Origin of the sequence: Citrobacter freundii complex sp. 2024EL-00216, assembly GCF_043945515.1 — a bacterium.
In the GTDB taxonomy this organism is placed as follows: Bacteria; Pseudomonadota; Gammaproteobacteria; order Enterobacterales; family Enterobacteriaceae; genus Citrobacter; species Citrobacter portucalensis.
This window is the reverse complement of the sequence record NZ_JBIMRA010000015.1, coordinates 30,896-48,770: the sequence shown is the minus strand read 5'-3', so window position 1 is coordinate 48,770 and position 17,875 is coordinate 30,896. Positions and strand designations below refer to the sequence as shown.

The window sequence follows — 17,875 nt, the reverse complement described above, 5'->3', positions numbered from 1 at the left end:
CATTATTCTCCTTGCGGCGCAGTTGCCGGAGCGTCTGCTGCAGGTGCAGGTGCAGGTGCAGGTGCAGGTGCTGTGGCAGGCTGCGCCAGTAAATTACGTACGCGGGTTTGCATTAACTTGTCGAGAATAGCCTGGCTCTGCAGCGTTTCCGGAACATCCATACTGATGCTTTGCTGGCTCAGTTGGTCTACTTCTTCAAGGAACGCTTTGGTCGCTGCATCGTCGGTGTCGTAGTAAGCACGCACCCATGTGGAGACATTTTCCAGCGCCTGGCGGTATGTCTCTTCCTGATGACGCGGCACGGCCTGGGCGGCTACTAACAGACGAGAACGGATGTTCTCACGTAAGTAAACATCCTGGTTCGGTGCCAGCAGCGGGACGGCGGTTTCATCACGACGGCGAATAGTGATAAAGCTGTCCATAAAGTTCTGCCAGCTTTTTTGCAGATTGACGCGCCATTCGCTAATCGAACTGGAAAGCTCGCTGCTGTCAGAGTCCATTGGAGAATCGTCGGTGTCGTTGTCGGCCAGACGCAGGTTATCAATCTGATTAGAGAGCTGATTCACTTTCAGGATAATGCCGTCATAGTCGACCTGAGTCACCGCGGACAGGCTCGCGATGTCGTCAGTAATCGCACGTCGCGCGGTAATTAAGCTCGGGTCGTTCATATCTGCCAGGCTCGCATCGGCGCTTTTCAACAGCGCAGCGGCGGTGGTGACGTCCTGATCGCTCCATAATTTACGACCGGCCAGTTTCACCAGAAAATCAGCCTGCGCCAGCAGCCATGTGCCCGCATCGCTGCCGGAGATGGTGGCGACTTTTTGCTGGACTTCATCAAGCTGTTTGACCAGCGTGGCCTGCTGGCGAGTGGCTTCATCCAGCTGTGTTGCCTGCTGTTTAATAATGCCTTCCAGCTCAGCTTTTTGACTTTCCTGCGCTTTTTGCAGCGCCGTCAGCTGGTTCGCCAGCGCATCGCTGGTTGCCGTTTGTGTTGTTGCCTGTTGTTTCCCCCAGCCGTACAGCCCAACGCCTGCAGCCAGCGCAATAGCAATCGCCACAGCGCTCAGAATCAGCGCCGTGCTGTTCTTACTCTTTTTTTCAGTATTGACTGGCTGTGACGTGGTTTCCACGGCCTCCCTGGTCTCTTCAACCACGGCGGAGGATTTTTCTTGTTCCGTCATTATGGCATCCCATTATGAGAGTTATTGTAATGCGCGTAGTAGCGCATCGTTGTCGGCGTTATCAGCGACCTTAATATCTTGCCAGCCCAGTTCCCGGGCGAGGTGCGCCAGACGCTCACTGACGACCAACAGCCGACAGCGTAGTAACCAGTGCTCACGATACCACTGCGGAATGAGCGACCAGAGCTGTTGTAGCATCTCTCCGCTGGTGACAACCACCGTGGTTACGCCACGGGATTGCCAGCGCATCGCTTCTTCCGCACCATCGTAATGTTTTGCACTGCGTTGATAACATTCACAAAAATCGACATCGGCTCCGCGTGCCGTCAGGGTTTCACCTATCAGCTCCCGGCCACCGTTGCCGCGTAATATAAGCGCGCGTTTTCCCGCAATATTTTGTAATTCAGGTAATTGTAGCAAGACTTCGCTAATTTCCCGATCCAGAGGGTAGTGAATATTGAAGCCGCTAACAGTATGCAGCGCCAGCGCCGTTGTACGGCCAATGGCAAAATAACGTGGAAGAGATGGCCAGCTTTTCTCTTGCTGCTGAAGCTCGGCATCTGCAAAGGTAACGGCGTGCTGCGAGAGGGCGAAGACCAGATCGTTCTCCGTCAGCGCCGACAGTCGGGAAGCAACCGTTGCCAGCTCCCGACCAGGTGAAAACTCGATGAGCGGAAAACTCCAGGCCACCTGCCCCAGTGTGCGCAGTCGGCTCACTAACTCTTCCCCTGCGGGAGACGGGCGGGTGACCAGAATACTCATGCGGGGGCTTCTCCGTTATAAACTTCCGCCAGAATGGCGCGCGCACCGTTCTCCAGCAGTTCTTCTGCCAGAGAGATACCCATCTGTTCGGCATCCTGTGTGGCGCCGCGACGTTCTCCGCATACCATCTGTGAACCGTCTGGCGCGCCGACCAGCGCACGTAGCCAAATCTCACCGTCGATGATTTCGGCATAGCTACCAATAGGTACCTGACATCCCCCTTCCAGGCGGGTGTTCATGGCGCGTTCTGCTTTGACGCGTAGCGCGGTCTCTTCATGGTTGAGCGGCGCTAACAGCGCCTGAGTGCGCATATCATCCAGTCGACATTCTATGCCTACTGCGCCTTGCCCGACAGCGGGCAGGGAGACTTCCGGCGGCAGAGCGGTGCGGACTCGCGACTCAAGACCTAAACGTTTTAATCCGGCGACCGCCAGAATAATGGCGTCATAATCGCCGTTATCCAGTTTGCTGAGGCGCGTGCCTACGTTGCCGCGCAGCGAACGGATGACGAGATCCGGGCGACGCTTCGCCAACTGGCACTGGCGACGCAAACTGGATGTCCCGACGATGCTGCCTGCGGGGAGTTCATCCAACGTGTTGTACTTATTTGAGACGAAAGCATCGCGCGGATCCTCTCGCTCACAAATGGTGACCAGCCCAAGACCGTCAGGGAATTCAACCGGCACATCCTTCATGGAATGCACGGCGATATCGGCGTGTTTTTCCAGCAGCGCGACTTCCAGCTCTTTAACAAACAACCCTTTCCCCCCGACCTTCGCCAGTGGGGTATCAAGGATCACATCGCCACGGGTTACCATAGGAACCAGTTCCACGATCAGACCGGGGTGGTTTGCCATTAAGGCGTCTTTGACATAATGTGCCTGCCAGAGCGCAAGGGGGCTTTGGCGTGTGGCAATTCTCAAAACATTGTCTAACATGCTTGTTACCGTCATTATCAATCATTGACCATCCTAACATCCTTATCAAAGGGATGTCAGCGTTACGCTCAAACGTAAGTGAGAGGAAAAGGCGCTGCATCATCACTGGCAGTGAATAATGACGAGAAACCTCCCGACCGTATGAAGGAATTTACACGTAACGAACGGTGCTACACTTGTATGTAGCGCATCTTTCTTTACGGTCAATGAGCAAGGTGTTAAATTGATCACGTTTTAGACCATTTTTTCGGCTGTACAGCATAAAAAAATATGGCCGAAAAACAGGTAACGGTTATTTTTGACATACGGTTTATCCGAATTGATGACGATTATTGTGCGCGCTTGCGCCGCAGCAATCGACAACATGACGGGTAGCAACATCAGGCGATACGTCTTGTACCTCTATATTGAGACTCTGAAACAGAGACTGGATGCCATAAATCAACTGCGTGTGGATCGCGCGCTTGCTGCCATGGGACCTGCCTTCCAGCAGGTATACAGTCTGCTGCCGACATTATTGCACTACCACCATCCGCTGATGCCGGGTTACCTCGATGGTAACGTTCCCAAAGGCATATGCTTTTACACGCCTGATGAAACCCAACGCCACTACCTGAACGAACTGGAACTGTACCGCGGTATGTCGCCGCAGGATCCTCCCAAGGGCGAACTGCCGATCACCGGCGTTTACTCAATGGGCAGCACCTCTTCGGTAGGGCAAAGCTGTTCCTCTGACCTTGATATCTGGGTCTGCCATCAATCCTGGCTGGATAGCGAAGAGCGCCAGCTGCTGCAGCGTAAATGTAGCCTGCTGGAAAGCTGGGCCGCTTCGCTGGGCGTTGAAGTCAGTTTCTTCCTGATTGATGAAAACCGTTTCCGTCACAATGAAAGCGGCAGTCTGGGTGGTGAAGACTGTGGCTCGACGCAGCATATCCTGTTGCTTGATGAATTCTATCGCACCGCTGTGCGTCTCGCGGGTAAACGTATTCTGTGGAATATGGTGCCGGGCGACGAAGAAGAGCATTACGACGATTACGTCATGACGCTCTACGCACAGGGGGTGCTAACGCCAAACGAATGGCTGGATCTCGGCGGACTCAGTTCGCTTTCCGCCGAAGAGTACTTTGGCGCCAGCCTCTGGCAGTTGTACAAGAGTATCGACTCCCCGTACAAAGCGGTGCTGAAAACGCTGCTGCTGGAAGCCTATTCCTGGGAATACCCAAATCCACGCCTGTTGGCGAAAGATATTAAACAGCGCCTGCATGACGGCGAGATCGTCTCTTTTGGTCTCGATCCTTACTGCATGATGCTGGAGCGCGTTACCGAGTACCTCACGGCGATCGAAGATCCGACACGCCTGGATTTAGTGCGTCGATGTTTCTACTTAAAAGTGTGTGAGAAACTGAGCCGTGAGCGCGCCTGCGTGGGCTGGCGTCGTGAAGTATTAAGTCAGTTAGTGAAAGAGTGGGGCTGGGATGACGCCCGTCTGACCATGCTGGATAACCGTGCTAACTGGAAGATTGACCAGGTACGCGAAGCACATAACGAACTGCTCGATGCGATGATGCAGAGCTATCGTAACCTGATCCGCTTTGCGCGGCGCAATAACCTCAGCGTCAGCGCCAGCCCGCAGGATATCGGCGTGCTGACCCGTAAGCTGTATGCCGCGTTTGAAGCGTTGCCGGGTAAAGTCACGCTGGTGAACCCACAGATATCTCCGGATCTCTCGGAACCGAATTTGACCTTTATCCATGTACCGCCGGGTCGTGCCAACCGTTCAGGTTGGTATCTCTACAACCGCGCGCCTAACATGGACTCGATAATCAGCCATCAGCCGCTGGAATATAACCGCTATCTCAACAAGCTGGTGGCGTGGGCCTGGTTCAACGGCCTGCTGACCTCGCGTACGCATTTGTTTATTAAGGGCAACGGCATTGTTGATTTGCCGAAGCTGCAGGAAATGGTCGCCGACGTGTCGCACCACTTCCCGCTGCGACTGCCTGCACCAACGCCGAAAGCGCTCTATAGCCCATGCGAAATTCGCCATCTGGCGATTATCGTTAACCTCGAATATGACCCAACGGCCGCATTCCGTAATCAGGTGGTACATTTTGATTTCCGTAAGCTGGACGTCTTCAGCTTTGGCGAAGAGCAAAATTGCCTGGTAGGAAGCGTCGACCTGCTGTACCGCAACTCGTGGAATGAAGTGCGTACGCTGCACTTCAACGGCGAGCAGGCGATGATTGAAGCGTTAAAAACGATTCTGGGCAAAATGCACCAGGATGCCGCGCCGCCGGATAGCGTTGAGGTCTTCTGCTATAGCCAGCATCTGCGCGGTTTAATTCGCACCCGTGTGCAGCAACTGGTGTCTGAGTGTATCGAATTACGCCTCTCCAGCACTCGTCAGGAAACCGGACGCTTCAAAGCGCTGCGCGTTTCCGGGCAGACGTGGGGACTGTTCTTCGAGCGCCTGAACGTTTCGGTACAGAAGCTGGAAAACGCAATTGAATTCTATGGCGCGATTTCACATAACAAACTGCACGGGCTTTCCGTCCAAGTTGAGACCAACCATGTGAAACTGCCGTCGGTGGTCGACGGTTTTGCCAGTGAAGGGATTATTCAGTTCTTTTTCGAAGAAACGGGTGATGAGCAGGGCTTTAATATCTACATTCTGGACGAAAGCAATCGGGCCGAGGTGTATCACCACTGCGAAGGTAGCAAAGAGGAACTGGTACGCGATGTCAGCCGTTTCTACTCATCATCGCACGATCGCTTTACCTACGGCTCCAGCTTCATCAACTTTAACCTGCCGCAGTTCTATCAGATTGTGAAAACCGACGGGCGCGCGCAGGTGATTCCGTTCCGCACCCAGCCGATTAGCGCTGTTCCGCCAGCCAGTCAGGACAACGACACGCCGCTGTTACAGCAGTATTTCTCGTGAGTTAACTTGCCCGGTGGCGCGACGCTTACCGGGCTAAAGTAGGCCGGATAAGCAAAGCGCATCCGGCACTAAAGCTTAGCGGAAGCTCACCTCTTCATCCGCCTGCTGTGTTGCCGCTTGTTCCAACAGATCCCAGAACGTTTCGCCGCTTCGGTCGCAGATCCACTCGTCGCCTTTCAGGTCAAAGTGGTAGCCGCCTTGTTTGGTTGCCAGCCACACCTGGTGCAGCGGCTCCTGACGGTTAATAATGATTTTGCTGCCGTTTTCGAAGCTAATGGTCAGCACGCCGCCGTTGATCTCACAATCGATATCGCTGTCGCCGTCCCAGTCATCCAGACGCTCCTCAATGGTCATCCACAGGGTGTCGGCAAGGCGATGAAATTCACTGTCGTTCATTTTCTTATCCTATTTTTCGTGATGCCCGCAGTATAACGTGGAATAAATCGCGATGCAGTTTTTAGCCAAACTCTTGCTTTTACGCCTTCTCCTGCGATGATAGAAAACAGAAAGCATGAACTTTACAGGCAATCCATAATGAAAAACGTGTTAAAGCCACTCGCTGTCATTTTTACTCTGTTCAGCCTTACGGGCTGTGGGCTAAAAGGCCCGCTCTATTTCCCGCCAGCTGATAAAACCGCGCCGCCTCCGACCAAGAGCGTTCAGCCGCAATCGCAATCCACCACGCCTGAGAAAAACGATCGTGGGATTAGTGATGGGCCTTCTCAGGTGAATTACTAACGGCAGGAATAGATTTTACATTTCTGTACCCGCGTGAACGGAGTGAATGATGCAATTCTCTAAAATGCATGGCCTTGGCAACGATTTTATGGTCGTCGACGCGGTAACGCAGAATGTCTTTTTCTCACCAGAGCTGATCCGCCGCCTGGCCGACAGACATCTCGGCGTTGGATTTGATCAACTGCTGGTGGTTGAGCCTCCGTATGATCCGGAGCTGGATTTCCACTACCGTATTTTTAATGCCGACGGCAGTGAAGTGTCACAGTGTGGCAATGGTGCCCGCTGTTTTGCCCGTTTTGTTCGCCTGAAAGGGCTGACTAATAAACGTGATATTCGCGTCAGTACCGCGAATGGTCGTATGGTATTAACCGTAACCGACGACGAGCTGGTGCGGGTGAATATGGGCGAACCCAATTTTGAACCCTCGCAGGTTCCTTTTCGCGCTAACAAAGCAGAGAAGACCTATATTATGCGCGCGGCCGAACAGACAGTATTGTGCGGCGTGGTTTCAATGGGGAACCCGCACTGCGTGATTCAGGTTGATGATGTTGATACGGCCACGGTAGAAACACTGGGACCGGTTCTGGAAAGCCACGAACGCTTCCCTGAACGCGCCAATATCGGATTTATGCAGGTGGTAAAACGCGAACATATCCGACTGCGCGTCTATGAGCGCGGCGCGGGTGAAACGCAGGCCTGCGGCAGCGGTGCGTGCGCTGCCGTTGCGGTCGGTATCCAGCAGGGTCTGCTGGCGGAAGAAGTGAGGGTGGAATTACCGGGCGGTCGACTTGATATCGCCTGGAAAGGTCCGGGTCATCCGCTGTATATGACTGGCCCGGCGGCACATGTCTACGACGGATTTATTCACTTATGAAGCAACCAGGGGAAGAACTACAGGAAACGCTCATGGAGCTGGACGACCGGGCGGTCGTCGATTACCTGCAACGTAATCCTGAGTTTTTTATCCGTAATGCCCAGGCCGTTGAAGCTATGCGAGTTCCGCACCCAGTGCGGGGCACGGTCTCTTTAGTGGAATGGCATATGGCGCGGGCACGTAATCATATTAACGTGCTGGAAGAGAACATGGCGTTGTTGATGGAACAAGCCAACGCCAATGAAAGCCTGTTCTATCGTCTGTTAAATCTGCAAGGGCGGCTGGTGTCGGCCAGCAGTCTTGACGACATGCTGATGCGATTTCATCGCTGGGCGCGTGAGTTAGGGCTGGCCGGAGCGACGGTTCGTCTGTTCCCGGATCGCTGGCGACTTGGCGCGCCATCAAAATTCACCCATCTGGCATTAAGCCGTCAGGCTTTTGAACCGCTGCGTATCCAGCGTCTGGGTCAGTCACAGCACTATCTTGGGCCGCTCAATGGTCCGGAATTGCTGGTCATGATGCCGGAGGCGAAAGCCATAGGCTCGGTGGCGATGTCGATGCTCGGGCAAGATGGCTCTCTGGGCGTGATGCTGTTTAGCAGCCGTGACGTTAATCATTACCAGCAGGGGCAAGGCACGCAATTGCTGCAGGAAATCTCGCTGATGTTGCCGGAGCTGCTGGAGCGCTGGATTGAACGCGTATGACCGATTCACCCCTTTCTCAGGATGTGGCGCGCTTTTTGCGCTATCTGGGCGTTGAGCGTCAGCTTAGCCCGATCACATTGCTTAATTATCAGCGTCAGCTTGATGCCATCATTGCGTTAGCCGGAGAGACCGGTCTGCAAAGCTGGCAACAATGTGATGCTGCGATGGTACGTAGTTTTGCTGTTCGCAGCCGTCGTAAGGGACTGGGGCCGGCGAGTCTGGCGCTGCGTCTCTCCGCGTTACGCAGTTTCTTCGACTGGCTGGTTAATCAGGGCGAGCTGAAAGCCAATCCGGCAAAAAGCGTTTCCGCGCCGAAAGCACCGCGTCATCTCCCTAAAAATATCGATGTCGACGATGTTAATCGTCTGCTGGATATCGATCTCAACGATCCCCTTGCCGTGCGCGATAGAGCAATGCTGGAAGTGATGTACGGCGCGGGTCTGCGTTTATCTGAGTTGGTTGGGCTGGATATTAAACATCTCGACCTCGACACCGGCGAAGTGTGGGTGATGGGTAAGGGCAGTAAAGAGCGTCGCCTGCCGATTGGCCGCAACGCGGTGGCGTGGATTGAGCACTGGCTGGATCTACGCGGGCTATTTGGCAGCGATGACGATGCGCTATTTCTGTCCAAACTGGGCAAACGTATCTCGGCGCGTAACGTGCAGAAACGCTTTGCTGAATGGGGTATCAAGCAGGGGCTGAACAGCCACGTACACCCCCACAAATTGCGTCACTCCTTTGCGACGCATATGCTGGAGTCGAGCGGCGATCTGCGCGGAGTGCAGGAGTTATTGGGGCATGCCAATCTCTCCACGACCCAAATCTATACCCATCTTGATTTTCAACACCTGGCTTCAGTGTACGATGCGGCGCATCCGCGCGCCAAACGGGGGAAATAATGCGTTTTTACCGGCCTTTGGGGCGCATTTCTGCGCTCACCTTTGACCTTGATGACACCCTTTACGATAACCGTCCCGTTATCACACGCACCGAGCAGGAAGCGCTCGCGTTTGTACAGAATTACCATCCGGCGTTGAATTCGCTGCAAAATAGCGACCTACAGCGCTTACGTCAGGCCGTTCGCGACGCCGAGCCGGAAATCTACCACGATGTTACCCAATGGCGTCACCGTGCCGTAGAGCGCGCTATGCTGGAGGCGGGGTTGTCAGCGGCAGAAGCCAGAATGGGGGCGAATGCGGCGATGATGAATTTTGCCAAATGGCGTAGCCGCATTGAAGTCCCGCAGACGACGCATGACACGCTGAAGGCGCTGGCCCGCAAATGGCCGCTGGTGGCGATCACCAACGGTAACGCGCAGCCGGAACTGTTTGGCCTGGGTGATTACTTTGAGTTTGTGCTGCGCGCCGGTCCCGACGGGCGATCAAAACCGTTTAGCGACATGTACACGTTGGCGGCGGAAAAACTGAAAATGCCTGTGGGTGAGATTCTGCACGTGGGTGATGACCTGACGACGGACGTCGCGGGCGCCATCCGTTGTGGTATGCAGGCCTGCTGGATCAAACCGGAAAATGCCGACCTGATGCAAACTGCAGACAGCCGTTTGCTGCCGCATATCGAAATTTCACAGTTGGCATCTCTGACCTCGCTGATATAATCACCAGCAGAACTCTGTATATATACCCAGCTTTTTGGCGGATGGCGCTACGCTAATCCGCCTTACCTACTTTTACGCGGCGGTGCCAATGGACGTTTCTTACCTGCTCGACAGCCTTAATGATAAACAGCGTGAAGCGGTGGCCGCGCCACGCAGCAACATGCTGGTTCTGGCAGGCGCGGGGAGTGGTAAAACGCGCGTGCTGGTGCACCGTATCGCCTGGTTACTGACGGTTGAGAACAACTCGCCGTACTCCATTATGGCGGTGACCTTTACCAACAAAGCGGCGGCGGAAATGCGCCACCGTATCGGCCAGATCATGGGAACCAGCCAGGGCGGTATGTGGGTGGGGACATTCCACGGTCTGGCGCACCGTCTGCTGCGCGCGCACCATATGGATGCGAACCTGCCGCAGGATTTTCAGATCCTCGACAGTGAAGACCAACTGCGTTTGCTCAAGCGTCTGATCAAAGCGATGAACCTTGATGAGAAGCAGTGGCCACCGCGTCAGGCGATGTGGTTCATCAACAGCCAGAAAGACGAAGGGCTGCGTCCGCATCATCTGCAAAGCTACGGCAACCCGGTTGAGCAAACCTGGCAGAAAGTGTATCAGGCTTACCAGGAAGCGTGTGACCGCGCGGGGCTGGTGGATTTCGCCGAGCTGCTGCTGCGCGCCCACGAGCTGTGGCTCAACAAACCGCATATCCTGCAGCACTACCGCGAACGTTTTACCAATATCCTGGTGGACGAATTTCAGGATACCAACAACATTCAGTACGCGTGGATCCGCCTGCTGGCGGGCGATACCGGCAAGGTAATGATCGTCGGCGATGACGATCAGTCAATCTACGGCTGGCGCGGAGCGCAGGTGGAGAACATCCAGCGCTTTCTCACGGATTTCCCCGGCGCAGAAACTATTCGCCTGGAGCAGAACTACCGCTCGACTAACAATATCCTCAGCGCGGCCAACGCCCTGATTGAAAATAACAACGGGCGTCTGGGTAAAAAGCTGTGGACCGATGGCGTCGACGGCGAACCGATCTCGCTGTATTGCGCGTTCAACGAACTCGATGAAGCGCGCTTCGTGGTCAATCGCATCAAAACCTGGCAGGACAACGGCGGTGCGCTGGAACAATGCGCCATTCTGTATCGCAGCAACGCCCAGTCGCGCGTACTGGAAGAGGCGTTGTTACAGGCCAGCATGCCGTATCGGATTTATGGCGGGATGCGTTTCTTCGAACGCCAGGAAATCAAAGATGCGCTCTCTTACCTGCGCCTGATCGCCAACCGCAATGACGACGCCGCATTTGAGCGCGTGGTGAATACGCCCACCCGCGGGATTGGCGATCGTACTTTAGATGTGGTGCGTCAGACCTCCCGCGACCGCCAGCTAACGCTGTGGCAGGCCTGTCGTGAGTTGTTGCAGGAAAAAGCCCTCGCGGGGCGCGCCGCCAGCGCCTTACAGCGCTTTATGGAGCTGATTGACGCACTGGCGCAGGAGACCGCCGATATGCCGCTGCACGTGCAGACTGACCGGGTGATTAAAGACTCCGGCCTGCGCATGATGTACGAGCAGGAAAAAGGCGAGAAAGGCCAGACGCGTATCGAAAACTTAGACGAACTGGTGACGGCAACGCGCCAGTTCAGCTACAACGAAGAAGACGAAGACTTAATGCCGCTGCAGGCGTTCCTGTCTCACGCCGCGCTGGAAGCGGGCGAAGGGCAGGCGGATACCTGGCAGGACGCGGTACAACTGATGACGCTGCACTCGGCGAAAGGTCTGGAGTTCCCGCAGGTGTTTATCGTCGGGATGGAAGAAGGCATGTTCCCCAGCCAGATGTCGCTGGACGAAGGCGGTCGCCTCGAAGAAGAGCGCCGCCTGGCTTACGTAGGCGTGACCCGCGCAATGCAAAAGCTGACCCTGACCTACGCCGAAACGCGTCGTCTGTACGGCAAAGAGGTTTACCATCGTCCGTCGCGCTTTATCGGCGAACTGCCGGAAGCGTGCGTTGAAGAGGTTCGCCTGCGCGCCACTGTCAGCCGCCCGGTGAGCCATCAGCGGATGGGCACGCCAATGGCGGAAAATGATACCGGCTATAAGCTCGGCCAGCGCGTGCGCCACGCTAAATTTGGCGAGGGCACCATCGTCAACCTGGAAGGAAGCGGCGAACACAGTCGTTTGCAGGTCGCTTTCCAGGGGCAGGGGATCAAATGGCTGGTTGCCGCCTACGCCAGACTGGAAACGGTATGATCGCCTGATGTCGCTGCGCTTATCAGGCCTACGCGGAACGTAATATTTTGATTTGTAGGCCGGATAAGGCGAAGCCGCCATCCGGCTATCTGTCGGTTAATATTCTGAAATCATAGATAAATAATTCCCCTCTGCTAACCTTTCTGTATAAGGGGAAATTATTACTTTTTCGCCATCCGTTGCGTGTTGACGTCAAAATTTTGCTGGCGTAACATGCGCGCACGATTACGCTAAGAGGACATTCGCCTTGGACACACCCAGTAGATACTGGCTCATTATCCTGTCATCCAGGATCAACTCCTAAGGCTATCCCTTTTTGCTGATAGCCTTCGCGGTTGTCAGCGACCTTCTGTTTTTTCCCGTCGCGCTGAGTCAGGCTGTTTAATGGTCTGAAACCCAATTTGTTTCTGTGTGCCCTCCGAACTGTCCGATAATTTTTTGCATTGGGAGTCCCGGTCATGCTGAGCGCATTTCAACTGGAAAACAATCGTTTAACTCGCCTTGAGGCAGACGAGATCGAGCACCTGGCCAGTTCGGTTTGGGTCGATTTAGTCGAGCCGGATGACGAAGAACGAAACCGTGTGCAAAAGGACTTGGGCCAGAATCTGGCTACGCGCCCTGAACTGGAAGACATCGAAGCATCCGCACGTTTTTTTGAAGACGAAGACGGTCTGCACATCCACTCCTTCTTCTTTTACGAAGACGCCGACGATCACGCGGGTAACTCAACCGTCGCATTTACCATTCGCGAAGGCCGCCTGTTTACTCTGCGCGAGCGCGAACTGCCGGCCTTCCGCCTGTACCGCATGCGTGCGCGTAACCAGGCGATGGTGGATGGTAACGCTTACGAGCTGTTGCTCGACCTGTTCGAAACCAAAATTGAACAGCTGGCGGATGAGATCGAAAACATCTACAGCGACCTGGAAAAACTCAGCCGTGTGATCATGGAAGGGCGTCAGGGCGATGAGTATGACGAAGCGCTGTCGACGTTGGCGGAACTGGAAGATATCGGCTGGAAAGTACGTCTGTGTCTGATGGATACCCAGCGCGCGCTGAACTTCCTGGTACGTAAAGCGCGTTTGCCGGGCAGTCAGCTGGAGCAGGCGCGTGAGATCCTGCGCGATATCGAGTCACTGCTGCCGCATAATGAATCGCTGTTCCAGAAGGTTAACTTCCTGATGCAGGCGGCGATGGGCTTTATCAACATCGAGCAGAACCGCATCATCAAGATCTTCTCGGTGGTTTCTGTGGTATTCCTGCCGCCGACGCTGGTGGCTTCCAGCTACGGGATGAACTTTGAGTTTATGCCGGAATTGCACTGGAGCTTCGGTTACCCGGGCGCGATCGTCTTTATGATGCTCGCGGGTCTGGCGCCGTATCTGTACTTTAAGCGCAAGAACTGGCTGTAATCACTGTATTTTATCCGGCCTACGGCGATGTGCTTTTGTAGGCCGGATAAGCGAAGCGCCATCCGGCACTCCCCTAGCTCCGACGAACCCGTCGTTGCGTATAAATCGCATCCATCACGAAAATCGCCAGCGCCACCCAGATAAACGCAAACGTGACCATTTTATCCGTTCCCGGAACTTCACCATAGAAGGTGACGGCCAGCAGGAACATCAGCGTAGGCCCGATATACTGGAAGAATCCCAGCGTTGACAGACGCAGGCGGGTTGCCGCGCCGGTAAAGCACAGCAGCGGAATAGTGGTCACGACACCCGCGGCAATCAGCAGCAGGTTGAGCGAGATGGGGTTTTGCCCCATATGGCTGGTTGAGCTGTCCGCAATGCCAAACAGATAGATGGCGGCGACAGGTAAAAGCCACAGGGTTTCGATCAGCATGCCGGTTTGTGCTTCGACGGCAATCTTCTTGCGCACCAGCCCATAGAACGCAAAGCTGAACGCCAGTCCCAGCGCGATTATTGGCAGCGATCCGAAGGTCCACAGCTGTACCAGCACGCCGCAGGCGGCTAACAGTACCGCCAGCCACTGCATGCGACGAAAGCGCTCACCGAGGAATAGCATTCCCAGCACAATATTCACCAGTGGGTTAATAAAATAGCCGAGGCTGGCTTCCAGCATATGGTGATTATTGACCGCCCAAATGAACAGCAGCCAGTTTCCGCCGATGAGCACTGCAGAGAGCGCCAGCAGGAAGATCTTCTTTGGCGTTTGTAGCAGCGTTTTGACGCCTGACCACTGGCGGCTGATGCTCATCAGTACCACCATAAAGAAAAATGACCAGATGACGCGGTGCGTCAGGATCTCATCCGCCGGGACATAGTAAATCAGCTTGAAGTAGGCGGGAGCGATACCCCAAATAAAATAAGCAGCAAGAGCGAGTAGCACGCCCTGCCGCGTTTGTTTAGCATCCATCGGGAAAACTCATTGCAGAAATGTAACAGCAGTTTACCTTTTTTTAGGCACTTACCCCACCATATAAGTGGCGGTTGCGCTGGCAATATAAAGCTGTTCTTCGTTATGCAATTCCACGCGCGCAACAGCGACTTTATTACCCGCCCGCAGCAGGCTACTGGTGGCGGTAAAGCGATTCCCTCTTCCGGGGCGCAGATAATCAACACGCAAATCGATTGTACCCATGCGTGACATCCGCTGACGTAGTTCGTCCTCGCTGATCGTTTCATGGCGGGTCAGCGTACTCCCAACGCATACCAGCCCGGCGGCGACGTCCAGCGCCGAGGCGATCACGCCGCCATGCAGAATGCTTTGCGCCCAGTTGCCGACCATCATCGGTTGGTTATTAAAGGCTAATTGAGCAAATTCTTTCTCATAGCGTTCGAGCTCTAGTCCCAGCGCCCGGTTAAACGGCATATGATAGACAAACATTTCACCCACTAACTTCAGCGCTTCCTCAGCAGTAAGTACGGCAGACATACGATCCCTACATCTCGGTGGTTAATGAAATGTTGATATTATGATTATTATTTGTTGTTTTCTACTTTAGGACGGGATAACTAACGAGTAACTAGCTAAGTATGTAGAATACTTGCCAGATAATTATACAATTCATCAATATTTTGGTTCAGGAGAACATTACCGATGCGGGCGATTCTGGGATGGTTACTACCAGCAATTATGCTGCCGTTGACCGCGTATGCGCAGGAAGCGACAGTGAAAGAGATTCATGATGCACCGGCGGTTCGTGGCAGTATTATCGCCAATATGCTGCAGGAACATGACAACCCTTTCACGCTTTATCCTTATGACACCAACTATCTTATTTACACCAATACCAGCGACATGAACAAAGAGGCGATCAGCAGTTATAGCTGGTCCGAAAATGCGCGCAAAGATGAGGTTAAGTTTCAGTTAAGCCTGGCGTTTCCGCTCTGGCGCGGGATATTAGGCCCAAACTCGGTACTTGGTGGTTCCTATACCCAGAAGTCCTGGTGGCAGCTTTCGAACAGTGAAGAGTCTTCACCGTTTCGCGAAACCAACTACGAACCGCAATTATTCCTCGGTTTCGCTACCGACTATCGCTTTGCCGGTTGGACTCTTCGTGATGTCGAAATGGGTTATAACCATGACTCCAACGGCCGATCCGATCCCACGTCACGTAGCTGGAACCGTCTTTATACCCGTCTGATGGCTGAAAATGGTAACTGGCTGGTGGAAGTTAAGCCGTGGTACGTGATTGGTAGCACCGACGATAACCCTGATATCACTAAATACATGGGCTACTATCAGCTGAAAATGGGGTATCACCTGGGTGACGCGGTTATCAGCGTGAAAGGCCAGTACAACTGGAATACCGGCTACGGCGGCGCAGAGCTGGGGGCCAGTTATCCCATCACGAAGCATGTGCGTCTATACACTCAGGTCTACAGTGGTTACGGCGAATCGCTGATTGACTACAACTTCAATCAGACGCGTGTTGGTGTGGGCGTGATGCTCAACGATATCTTCTGATAAGTATTGAGAGTATTTTAATCATTGCAGTTTCTCTCTCAGGCGCTGAAAATAGCGCCTGTTTTTATTTCGGGCGAATGGGGTTAATGTGGCGCAGGCGGAAGTGTTGAATCTGGAAATGGGCGCTAAACAGGTTTTACAGGAAACCTTTGGCTACCAACAGTTTCGCCCCGGTCAGGAAGAAATCATTGATACCGTGCTCTCTGGTCGCGACTGCCTGGTCGTTATGCCGACCGGCGGCGGTAAATCCCTGTGCTATCAAATTCCCGCATTATTGCTAAACGGACTCACCGTTGTTGTTTCCCCGCTGATTTCCCTGATGAAAGATCAGGTCGATCAACTGCTAGCCAACGGCGTGGCGGCGGCGTGCCTGAATTCTACTCAAAGTCGTGAACAGCAGCTTGAGGTGATGGCGGGCTGTCGCAGCGGGCAGATTCGCTTACTGTACATTGCGCCCGAACGCCTGATGCTGGATAACTTCCTTGAGCATCTGGCGCACTGGAATCCGGTGCTGCTGGCGGTTGATGAAGCGCACTGTATATCGCAGTGGGGGCATGATTTCCGCCCCGAGTACGCTGCGCTGGGCCAGCTGCGCCAGCGTTTCCCGACGCTGCCGTTTGTGGCGCTGACCGCGACCGCGGATGAGACAACCAGGCTGGACATTGTGCTTCTGCTGGGACTCAACGATCCGTTAATTCAGATCAGCAGCTTTGACCGCCCGAACATTCGCTACATGCTGATGGAGAAGTTTAAGCCGCTCGATCAGCTGATGCGCTACGTGCAAGAGCAGCGCGGTAAGTCTGGCATTATCTATTGTAACAGTCGCGCCAAAGTCGAAGACACCGCCGCGCGTCTGCAAAGCCGTGGCATCAGCGCCGGGGCTTATCATGCCGGGCTGGAAAATGCCGTACGCGCCGAGGTGCAGGAGAAATTCCAGCGTGATGACCTGCAAATCGTAGTGGCGACCGTGGCGTTCGGTATGGGGATCAACAAACCTAACGTACGCTTCGTGGTGCATTTCGATATTCCGCGTAACATCGAATCCTATTACCAGGAAACCGGCCGCGCCGGGCGTGATGGCCTGCCTGCGGAAGCGATGCTGTTTTACGATCCGGCTGATATGGCATGGCTACGCCGTTGCCTCGAAGAGAAACCCGCTGGGCAACTACTGGATATCGAGCGTCATAAGCTCAATGCGATGGGGGCGTTTGCCGAGGCGCAGACCTGTCGTCGTCTGGTGTTGCTGAACTATTTTGGCGAAGGGCGCCAGGAGCCGTGTGGCAACTGCGATATCTGTCTCGACCCGCCAAAACAGTACGACGGACTTATGGATGCGCGCAAAGCGCTGTCGACGATTTACCGTGTTAACCAACGCTTCGGCATGGGATACGTCGTGGAAGTGCTGCGCGGAGCGAATAACCAGCGTATTCGCGAACTGGCTCATGACAAACTGCCGGTCTATGGCATTGGTCGCGAGCAAAGCCACGAACACTGGGTGAGCGTTATTCGCCAGCTTATTCACCTGGGCCTGGTGACGCAGAATATTGCTCATCACTCCGCGTTACAGCTAACCGAAGCCGCGCGTCCGGTGTTGCGCGGTGACGTTGCGTTACAGCTTGCTGTACCACGTATTGTAGCGCTGAAACCGCGTGCGATGCAGAAATCCTTCGGTGGTAACTACGACCGCAAACTGTTCGCCAAATTGCGTAAGCTGCGTAAAGCCATTGCCGACGAAGAGAACATTCCGCCGTACGTGGTGTTCAACGACGCCACGCTGATTGAAATGGCAGAGCAGATGCCGGTTTCACCGAGTGAAATGCTAAGCGTCAACGGTGTGGGGATGCGTAAACTGGAGCGTTTCGGTAAAGAGTTTATGGCGCTTATTCGCGCCCACGTTGATGGTGACGACGAAGAGTAGTCAGCCGGGCAAAAAAGTGCCAG

Annotated in this window: 17 protein-coding genes; 11 read left to right on the top strand and 6 right to left on the bottom strand. The window is 54.4% G+C overall.

The features are described 5' to 3' along the window. Positions 1-2 precede the first annotated feature (2 nt). Genes hemX through hemC form a run of 3 tightly spaced genes read right to left on the bottom strand, consistent with a single transcriptional unit; the run spans position 3 to position 2,881 of the window. Complete coding sequence (gene hemX, locus ACHHZ7_RS18295) at positions 3-1,181, bottom strand: uroporphyrinogen-III C-methyltransferase (RefSeq protein WP_284301807.1); 1,179 nt, start codon at positions 1,179-1,181, stop codon at positions 3-5. A gap of 21 nt (positions 1,182-1,202) precedes the next feature. Further along, complete coding sequence (gene hemD / locus ACHHZ7_RS18290; protein ID WP_048237114.1) at positions 1,203-1,943, bottom strand: uroporphyrinogen-III synthase; 741 nt, start codon at positions 1,941-1,943, stop codon at positions 1,203-1,205. Next, positions 1,940-2,881 (bottom strand): hydroxymethylbilane synthase, encoded by a 942-nt coding sequence (gene hemC, locus ACHHZ7_RS18285; protein ID WP_060683018.1) that lies wholly within the window; start codon positions 2,879-2,881, stop codon positions 1,940-1,942. The genes hemD and hemC overlap by 4 nt, the downstream gene beginning before the upstream one ends. Positions 2,882-3,275: 394 nt before the next feature. Here hemC and cyaA point away from each other — a divergent pair, with 394 nt between their 5' ends. Next, positions 3,276-5,822: a class I adenylate cyclase gene (cyaA, locus tag ACHHZ7_RS18280; protein WP_032934207.1), complete on the top strand. Its 2,547-nt coding sequence runs from the start codon at positions 3,276-3,278 to the stop codon at positions 5,820-5,822. Positions 5,823-5,897: 75 nt separating this feature from the next. Here cyaA and cyaY read toward each other — a convergent pair whose 3' ends face one another. Further along, a complete protein-coding gene (gene cyaY, locus ACHHZ7_RS18275) occupies positions 5,898-6,218 on the bottom strand; it encodes an iron donor protein CyaY (RefSeq protein ID WP_060683019.1) in 321 nt (106 codons plus the stop codon). Positions 6,219-6,356: 138 nt separating this feature from the next. Between cyaY and ACHHZ7_RS18270 the strand changes: the two genes are divergently transcribed. From ACHHZ7_RS18270 to corA, 8 genes are all read left to right on the top strand, one after another. Next, entirely contained in the window at positions 6,357-6,560 is a 204-nt protein-coding gene (locus ACHHZ7_RS18270) for a lipoprotein (RefSeq protein ID WP_003017937.1), read from the top strand. A 49-nt stretch (positions 6,561-6,609) separates the two neighbouring features. Next, positions 6,610-7,434, top strand: coding sequence for a diaminopimelate epimerase (gene dapF / locus ACHHZ7_RS18265; protein ID WP_003017933.1), 825 nt, complete (start codon positions 6,610-6,612; stop codon positions 7,432-7,434). Beyond that, positions 7,431-8,138 carry a DUF484 domain-containing protein gene (locus tag ACHHZ7_RS18260; protein WP_008787084.1) on the top strand — a complete coding sequence of 236 codons (708 nt, stop codon included), beginning with the start codon at positions 7,431-7,433 and terminating at the stop codon, positions 8,136-8,138. The genes dapF and ACHHZ7_RS18260 overlap by 4 nt, the downstream gene beginning before the upstream one ends. Then, positions 8,135-9,037 (top strand): tyrosine recombinase XerC, encoded by a 903-nt coding sequence (gene xerC, locus ACHHZ7_RS18255; RefSeq protein WP_032945700.1) that lies wholly within the window; start codon positions 8,135-8,137, stop codon positions 9,035-9,037. Before ACHHZ7_RS18260 ends, xerC begins: the two co-directional genes overlap by 4 nt. Further along, complete coding sequence (yigB, locus tag ACHHZ7_RS18250) at positions 9,037-9,753, top strand: 5-amino-6-(5-phospho-D-ribitylamino)uracil phosphatase YigB (RefSeq protein ID WP_032945701.1); 717 nt, start codon at positions 9,037-9,039, stop codon at positions 9,751-9,753. Before xerC ends, yigB begins: the two co-directional genes overlap by 1 nt. A gap of 88 nt (positions 9,754-9,841) precedes the next feature. Beyond that, positions 9,842-12,004, top strand: a complete 2,163-nt coding sequence (uvrD, locus tag ACHHZ7_RS18245) for a DNA helicase II (protein WP_003828957.1) — start codon at positions 9,842-9,844, stop codon at positions 12,002-12,004. Between the two features lie 247 nt (positions 12,005-12,251). Beyond that, entirely contained in the window at positions 12,252-12,308 is a 57-nt protein-coding gene (ysgD, locus tag ACHHZ7_RS18240) for a YsgD/CorL family protein (protein WP_212723238.1), read from the top strand. A gap of 154 nt (positions 12,309-12,462) precedes the next feature. Further along, complete coding sequence (corA, locus tag ACHHZ7_RS18235) at positions 12,463-13,413, top strand: magnesium/cobalt transporter CorA (RefSeq protein WP_003017920.1); 951 nt, start codon at positions 12,463-12,465, stop codon at positions 13,411-13,413. A gap of 73 nt (positions 13,414-13,486) precedes the next feature. Here corA and rarD read toward each other — a convergent pair whose 3' ends face one another. Both rarD and yigI read right to left on the bottom strand, forming a co-directional pair. After that, positions 13,487-14,380: an EamA family transporter RarD gene (gene rarD / locus ACHHZ7_RS18230; protein ID WP_048215218.1), complete on the bottom strand. Its 894-nt coding sequence runs from the start codon at positions 14,378-14,380 to the stop codon at positions 13,487-13,489. 51 nt (positions 14,381-14,431) lie between these two features. Next, the gene (yigI, locus tag ACHHZ7_RS18225; RefSeq protein ID WP_003017917.1) at positions 14,432-14,899 is read right to left on the bottom strand and encodes an acyl-CoA thioesterase YigI; all 468 of its coding nucleotides are present in this window, start codon (positions 14,897-14,899) and stop codon (positions 14,432-14,434) included. 165 nt (positions 14,900-15,064) lie between these two features. Here yigI and pldA point away from each other — a divergent pair, with 165 nt between their 5' ends. Together pldA and recQ are read left to right on the top strand one after the other, a co-directional pair. Continuing rightward, a complete protein-coding gene (pldA, locus tag ACHHZ7_RS18220; protein WP_003828947.1) occupies positions 15,065-15,934 on the top strand; it encodes a phospholipase A in 870 nt (289 codons plus the stop codon). 88 nt (positions 15,935-16,022) lie between these two features. Beyond that, positions 16,023-17,852: an ATP-dependent DNA helicase RecQ gene (gene recQ, locus ACHHZ7_RS18215; RefSeq protein ID WP_060683020.1), complete on the top strand. Its 1,830-nt coding sequence runs from the start codon at positions 16,023-16,025 to the stop codon at positions 17,850-17,852. Positions 17,853-17,875: the final 23 nt, after the last annotated feature.

Bases quoted from the DNA above. Each gene is read 5' to 3' on its own strand.
- yigI (WP_003017917.1), bottom strand. From the start codon at position 14,899: ATGTCTGCCGTACTTACTGCTGAGGAAGCGCTGAAGTTAGTGGGTGAA.
- cyaY (WP_060683019.1), bottom strand. From the start codon at position 6,218: ATGAACGACAGTGAATTTCATCGCCTTGCCGACACCCTGTGGATGACC.
- hemC (WP_060683018.1), bottom strand. From the start codon at position 2,881: ATGTTAGACAATGTTTTGAGAATTGCCACACGCCAAAGCCCCCTTGCG.
- rarD (WP_048215218.1), bottom strand. From the start codon at position 14,380: ATGGATGCTAAACAAACGCGGCAGGGCGTGCTACTCGCTCTTGCTGCT.
- hemD (WP_048237114.1), bottom strand. From the start codon at position 1,943: ATGAGTATTCTGGTCACCCGCCCGTCTCCCGCAGGGGAAGAGTTAGTG.
- dapF (WP_003017933.1), top strand. From the start codon at position 6,610: ATGCAATTCTCTAAAATGCATGGCCTTGGCAACGATTTTATGGTCGTC.
- yigB (WP_032945701.1), top strand. From the start codon at position 9,037: ATGCGTTTTTACCGGCCTTTGGGGCGCATTTCTGCGCTCACCTTTGAC.
- ACHHZ7_RS18260 (WP_008787084.1), top strand. From the start codon at position 7,431: ATGAAGCAACCAGGGGAAGAACTACAGGAAACGCTCATGGAGCTGGAC.
- corA (WP_003017920.1), top strand. From the start codon at position 12,463: ATGCTGAGCGCATTTCAACTGGAAAACAATCGTTTAACTCGCCTTGAG.
- pldA (WP_003828947.1), top strand. From the start codon at position 15,065: ATGCGGGCGATTCTGGGATGGTTACTACCAGCAATTATGCTGCCGTTG.
- ACHHZ7_RS18270 (WP_003017937.1), top strand. From the start codon at position 6,357: ATGAAAAACGTGTTAAAGCCACTCGCTGTCATTTTTACTCTGTTCAGC.
- hemX (WP_284301807.1), bottom strand. From the start codon at position 1,181: ATGACGGAACAAGAAAAATCCTCCGCCGTGGTTGAAGAGACCAGGGAG.
- uvrD (WP_003828957.1), top strand. From the start codon at position 9,842: ATGGACGTTTCTTACCTGCTCGACAGCCTTAATGATAAACAGCGTGAA.
- xerC (WP_032945700.1), top strand. From the start codon at position 8,135: ATGACCGATTCACCCCTTTCTCAGGATGTGGCGCGCTTTTTGCGCTAT.